Origin of the sequence: Paracoccus shanxieyensis, assembly GCF_009711265.1 — a bacterium.
Taxonomy (GTDB): Bacteria; Pseudomonadota; Alphaproteobacteria; order Rhodobacterales; family Rhodobacteraceae; genus Paracoccus; species Paracoccus shanxieyensis.
In genome coordinates this window covers 1-3,757 of record NZ_WMII01000055.1, presented here as the reverse complement: position 1 = coordinate 3,757, position 3,757 = coordinate 1, and the positions used below count along the sequence as shown (strand labels likewise).

The 3,757-nt window shown below is 61.3% G+C and carries 8 protein-coding genes; 1 reads left to right on the top strand and 7 read right to left on the bottom strand.

Annotated elements, in window-relative coordinates; all coding sequences use genetic code 11:
- Window positions 1-47: 47 nt before the first annotated feature.
- The 7 genes from GL284_RS21075 to GL284_RS21045 all read right to left on the bottom strand — a co-directional run bounded on the left by GL284_RS21075 (window position 48) and on the right by GL284_RS21045 (window position 3,224).
- Window positions 48-869, bottom strand: coding sequence for a PD-(D/E)XK nuclease-like domain-containing protein (locus GL284_RS21075; protein ID WP_155046367.1), 822 nt, complete (start codon window positions 867-869; stop codon window positions 48-50).
- The gene (locus tag GL284_RS21070; protein ID WP_155046366.1) at window positions 866-1,186 is read right to left on the bottom strand and encodes a hypothetical protein; all 321 of its coding nucleotides are present in this window, start codon (window positions 1,184-1,186) and stop codon (window positions 866-868) included. Before GL284_RS21070 ends, GL284_RS21075 begins: the two co-directional genes overlap by 4 nt.
- The gene (locus GL284_RS21065) at window positions 1,183-1,401 is read right to left on the bottom strand and encodes a hypothetical protein (protein WP_155046365.1); all 219 of its coding nucleotides are present in this window, start codon (window positions 1,399-1,401) and stop codon (window positions 1,183-1,185) included. The genes GL284_RS21070 and GL284_RS21065 overlap by 4 nt, the downstream gene beginning before the upstream one ends.
- Window positions 1,402-1,403: 2 nt before the next feature.
- Window positions 1,404-1,796 carry a hypothetical protein gene (locus GL284_RS21060; protein WP_155046364.1) on the bottom strand — a complete coding sequence of 131 codons (393 nt, stop codon included), beginning with the start codon at window positions 1,794-1,796 and terminating at the stop codon, window positions 1,404-1,406.
- Between the two features lie 238 nt (window positions 1,797-2,034).
- Window positions 2,035-2,391 (bottom strand): hypothetical protein, encoded by a 357-nt coding sequence (locus GL284_RS21055; RefSeq protein ID WP_155046363.1) that lies wholly within the window; start codon window positions 2,389-2,391, stop codon window positions 2,035-2,037.
- Between the two features lie 96 nt (window positions 2,392-2,487).
- Complete coding sequence (locus GL284_RS21050; RefSeq protein WP_155046362.1) at window positions 2,488-2,712, bottom strand: maltose ABC transporter permease; 225 nt, start codon at window positions 2,710-2,712, stop codon at window positions 2,488-2,490.
- A 125-nt stretch (window positions 2,713-2,837) separates the two neighbouring features.
- Window positions 2,838-3,224, bottom strand: coding sequence for a helix-turn-helix domain-containing protein (locus GL284_RS21045; RefSeq protein WP_196216827.1), 387 nt, complete (start codon window positions 3,222-3,224; stop codon window positions 2,838-2,840).
- 86 nt (window positions 3,225-3,310) lie between these two features.
- Between GL284_RS21045 and GL284_RS21040 the strand changes: the two genes are divergently transcribed.
- Window positions 3,311-3,529 carry a carph-isopro domain-containing protein gene (locus tag GL284_RS21040; protein WP_155046360.1) on the top strand — a complete coding sequence of 73 codons (219 nt, stop codon included), beginning with the start codon at window positions 3,311-3,313 and terminating at the stop codon, window positions 3,527-3,529.
- Window positions 3,530-3,757: the final 228 nt, after the last annotated feature.

The window sequence follows — 3,757 nt, the reverse complement described above, 5'->3', positions numbered from 1 at the left end:
GTCTCGCAACCCGAAACTTGTCCGAAGATCGACGGTGACCGCCAGCGTCACCAACGGCCGCGCGCTGCGCTACGCCGAAGGCTCCGCGCGCGGCCTCCTACACCATGTGTTGGGACACTGCCTGTGCGCTTGCGACCCATTGCCATACTGTCTCCGCCAAGCTGGATCACACAGCACTCGTGGGGCGCATCCTTCTCCACGAAGACAAAGGAAAACTTGCGGTCTTCGCCCGTGGCTGCTTTCCATACTTCGCAGTAATGCGCCGCTTGCACGTCATAATTGTAAGCCATAATGGTGCGCATAACTGCCGCGGGGCTCGCATCCGTCGTGGTCTTCACGTCCCACAGTGGCTGACGCGGATCTTCCGGCGCGTGGTCGATCATCGCGCGGCACATCACGCCGTCGATCTCGGCAATTGCCGTCAGCTCGGACCGGGCCGGGGGAAAGGTGATCCCCATGGCCGCGAGGCGTCCCATGATCTCGCCCGACATGTCGTGAACCGCGTCGATTTCGTCGGCCTTGAGCGGGGTCCAGCCGCGGGCGCGGGCTTCCTCGGCCCATTCCTTCGCTGCCGCGGTGCTGGCGGCGCCGCCCTTGCCCAGCACGTGCTCGGGATAGGCGACATAATCGCCGCCCTTGCTCAGCACGGCGCGGTGCGCGGCGCGGCCGATGTCGAAGGTCTTGGACTCCTTGCCCTGATAATCGGGATTCAGGCGGGGATGCGCAGTCCATGCGTGGCGCGGGCTGCGGTTCAGTATCAGCCGCGCCAGCGTCGAGGACAGCGACGGGGTGGCGCAGGGATCAGCGTGATAGGCGTCTGCGCTGATGTCGTGGATACCGGGGCCGAGGGGCAGGGGCGTGTCCTTCATTCCGCCGCCATCCCATGCCTGTAGTCGGCATATTCGTCGGCCTCGTCCTGCGAGGCGGTTTCCCGCCACGAGTACATCGCGAGGTTTTCCTGCCGCTCCACCTCGGCCTCGCCGATCAGGGCGACAGCGGTGGCGCGGGTCTGCTTGCGACCGTCGAAGGTCCAGCTTTCCAGCTCGCAGCTGCTGATCCAGTCGATGCTGCGATAGCCGCGCGCGTTGCGGTGGCTCGACCATGCGGCGTCGATCGCAAAGATCGCTTCCGCCTCTACGAGACCTTCGGAGGCGTCCAGCGTCAGGGTGTCGGTGTGGTAGTTCATTGCAGATCCTCCGTATCAGCGCTGACCTGAACCGCAGCCAGCGCGCCATTCAGCAGCGCAGCGGCCTGCTCGGCTTGTGTCCGGGTCGCGTCGGGCAGGAACAGGTTCACGATGTCGCCGCCGGTCGCGTGAATTTTCAGGACGATGGAGCCATGCTCTTGCAGCGGCGTGGTGGTCACGGAGCGGATGTCGTGGATGTTGATGTAGGCGCTCATGATCACAGCCCCGCCCGCAGCATCTCGCCGCACTCGACCGCACCAAGCGCACCGCAAGCCTCGGGCTTGAGCATTACGGTCGCGGTCAGCCAGCCCCAGACCAGCGGCAGGCCGAAGATGGCCAGCGCGACGAAGATCCAGAAGCCGATGCAGATCAGCGCGATCTGGAAATAGGCCCGGCGTGCCGCCTGCCTGTCCCGGCCCGAGCGGTCGGCGATCTCGGCATTCAGCGCCGCCAGCGTCTTGCTCGCGGCCTCGATGTCGTGCTGGTCGCCTTCCGTCGCCGCGATCTGGCAGGCGTGGCGGATGGCGGAATGCGTGTGGCCCTGCGGGTGCGCGAGGATGTTGCGCGCCTCGATCAGCGCCGGGTCGGGGATGTCGCTTTGGTAGGTCATGGGCTTCCCTTCATCTCGGTGCCGCTTTGTTGCGGCTGTGAGATAGTGTTCGCACATTGCGGACAGCCAGTCAAACGCAAAATGCGAACAATGGACGCTTAATGCGGACATTTTCATCGCCACCCCGATTCGGGCGTGCTATACCGACCGTGCCAGCGCCCGGCATCGGCGCATGAAAAAGCCCCGCACGGGGCGGGGCGGGGAAATGGGGGTTCTGTTGAAGGGAAAGCGGATCAGCTTAATCAGGCCGGATATTTACGGCCTTTTCATCGGCAGCATCGCTGCCTTGGCTGTTTTCGCTCATGAGTATCGACTCGGCTACGTTCCTGCTCAAAACCAGCATAACGAACCAGAAAATGTTGCCAGCGCCCAGCATCAGGATCATGAAAACCCCGTCCCAGCTATTTCCCAAAGAGACGGTGAGAACGAAACCAACACAGAGCGCGGCAAGCGCCATCCAGAAGTAAACCTGTGCTTCTGTCCAGTGTTCATAAACTACAACGATGCAGTTCCGAGGCGCAGTGAACGCGGCATTGAGCAAGGCTCCGCCGATCATGGCGTGAAAGGCGACCACGATGGCGACGATAATTTCCATCGCCTTACACCTGCGCCCTCAACCGCTCCGCCACCTTCCGCGCAATCTTCGCGCTGATCCTGCTGCGGTGCCGGCCTGTTTTGCGTCGCAAGATGGTCACCCAAATATCGAAAGGATGAAATCTGGCCACCCAAAGAGTAAGGCGAACCCTCCAATGAGGCCCGTCAGGAACGCTATTGGACCCAGCAAGCCCAAGACAAACATGAAAAAACTGCCAATCTGTATCGAGCTGTATAGCCAGTAAAGATCGCCGAGCAGCAAAAGCGCCCACAAAGCGAAAAAGACGCCCATGCCAAAGCTGTCTTTGATGGCCCTAAACATACTGTTTTACCTCCGCGACTGTCTGGGTTGCCCCAACGGCATATTTCCGCCTACCATGTTCTTGTTTCGTTCTGGGGGATTCTAGGTGGCAGAGAAACTGACGATTGAGGAACGGCTTGCAGCACTCAGTTCGCATCGCCGCTCGCTTTTTCTTGCCGTTCTAGATCAAGTGCTTCCGCTGCCTCCAGATCGGCCAGAAGCGACATCAGCATCTCCTTCCGACGCGGCGAAAGCTGAGAGATGCGCTCGTCAACATCCGGAGGCGGCTTCGCAGAATCAACGCCAGCGAGAGCGATAACCTCCGTTCGGTCTACGCCGCTGGGCTCCAAGGCATCCGCAAACCGGATCGCCCAGGACATCGGCAAGTAGTCATCCTTGAACCTCTTGGCGTCCTCGTAATGCGAATAGGATGACGGGCTGGTCATGCCGAGCCGGCGCGCCATCTCGCGGACGCCGACGCCCGCTCTTTCGCGGATAGCTCGCAGCGCTTCTGTGACAGGTGTATTGCTCATGAGCGTATGCATGCCACGAACGAAAGGGCAAAATCTGTCCGCAAAATGCGCTTGCAAAGTGTCCGCAAATAGCGGACATTCTGCTCATGAGCTACGCGCAGCATATCATCCAGAAATTCGGTGGCGTCCGGGCTACGGCCACAGCCATCAGTCGCGCACCATCCACCGTTCAGGGGTGGAAGGATCGCGGGTCGATTCCTGACGATCAGAAGCTTGTCGTTCTCGAAGCTGCCGAGGCTCTTGGCCTTGCGGTGACGCGGGATGACTTTTGGCCGTCCGCAAGCATCGAAGGGGCAGCGCAATGAGCGCCGCCCCTTCGTCCTTTCTCGCTGTTTCTGATGGGCTCTCACACCCCATCAACAGCACAGGAACGAGTGAAATGTCGTCCGGAATTTTGTCCGCCCGCGAGATAGTGCCCCGCGGCGTGGTGTAGGAGCGCCGACCCTCGGAGAGGTCAGGGCTTGTTCAGGTGGCCACGGCGGGCAGCCTGACGGTTGGATTGTCGGTCACACGGGCGAGCGTTTCAAGGCTCA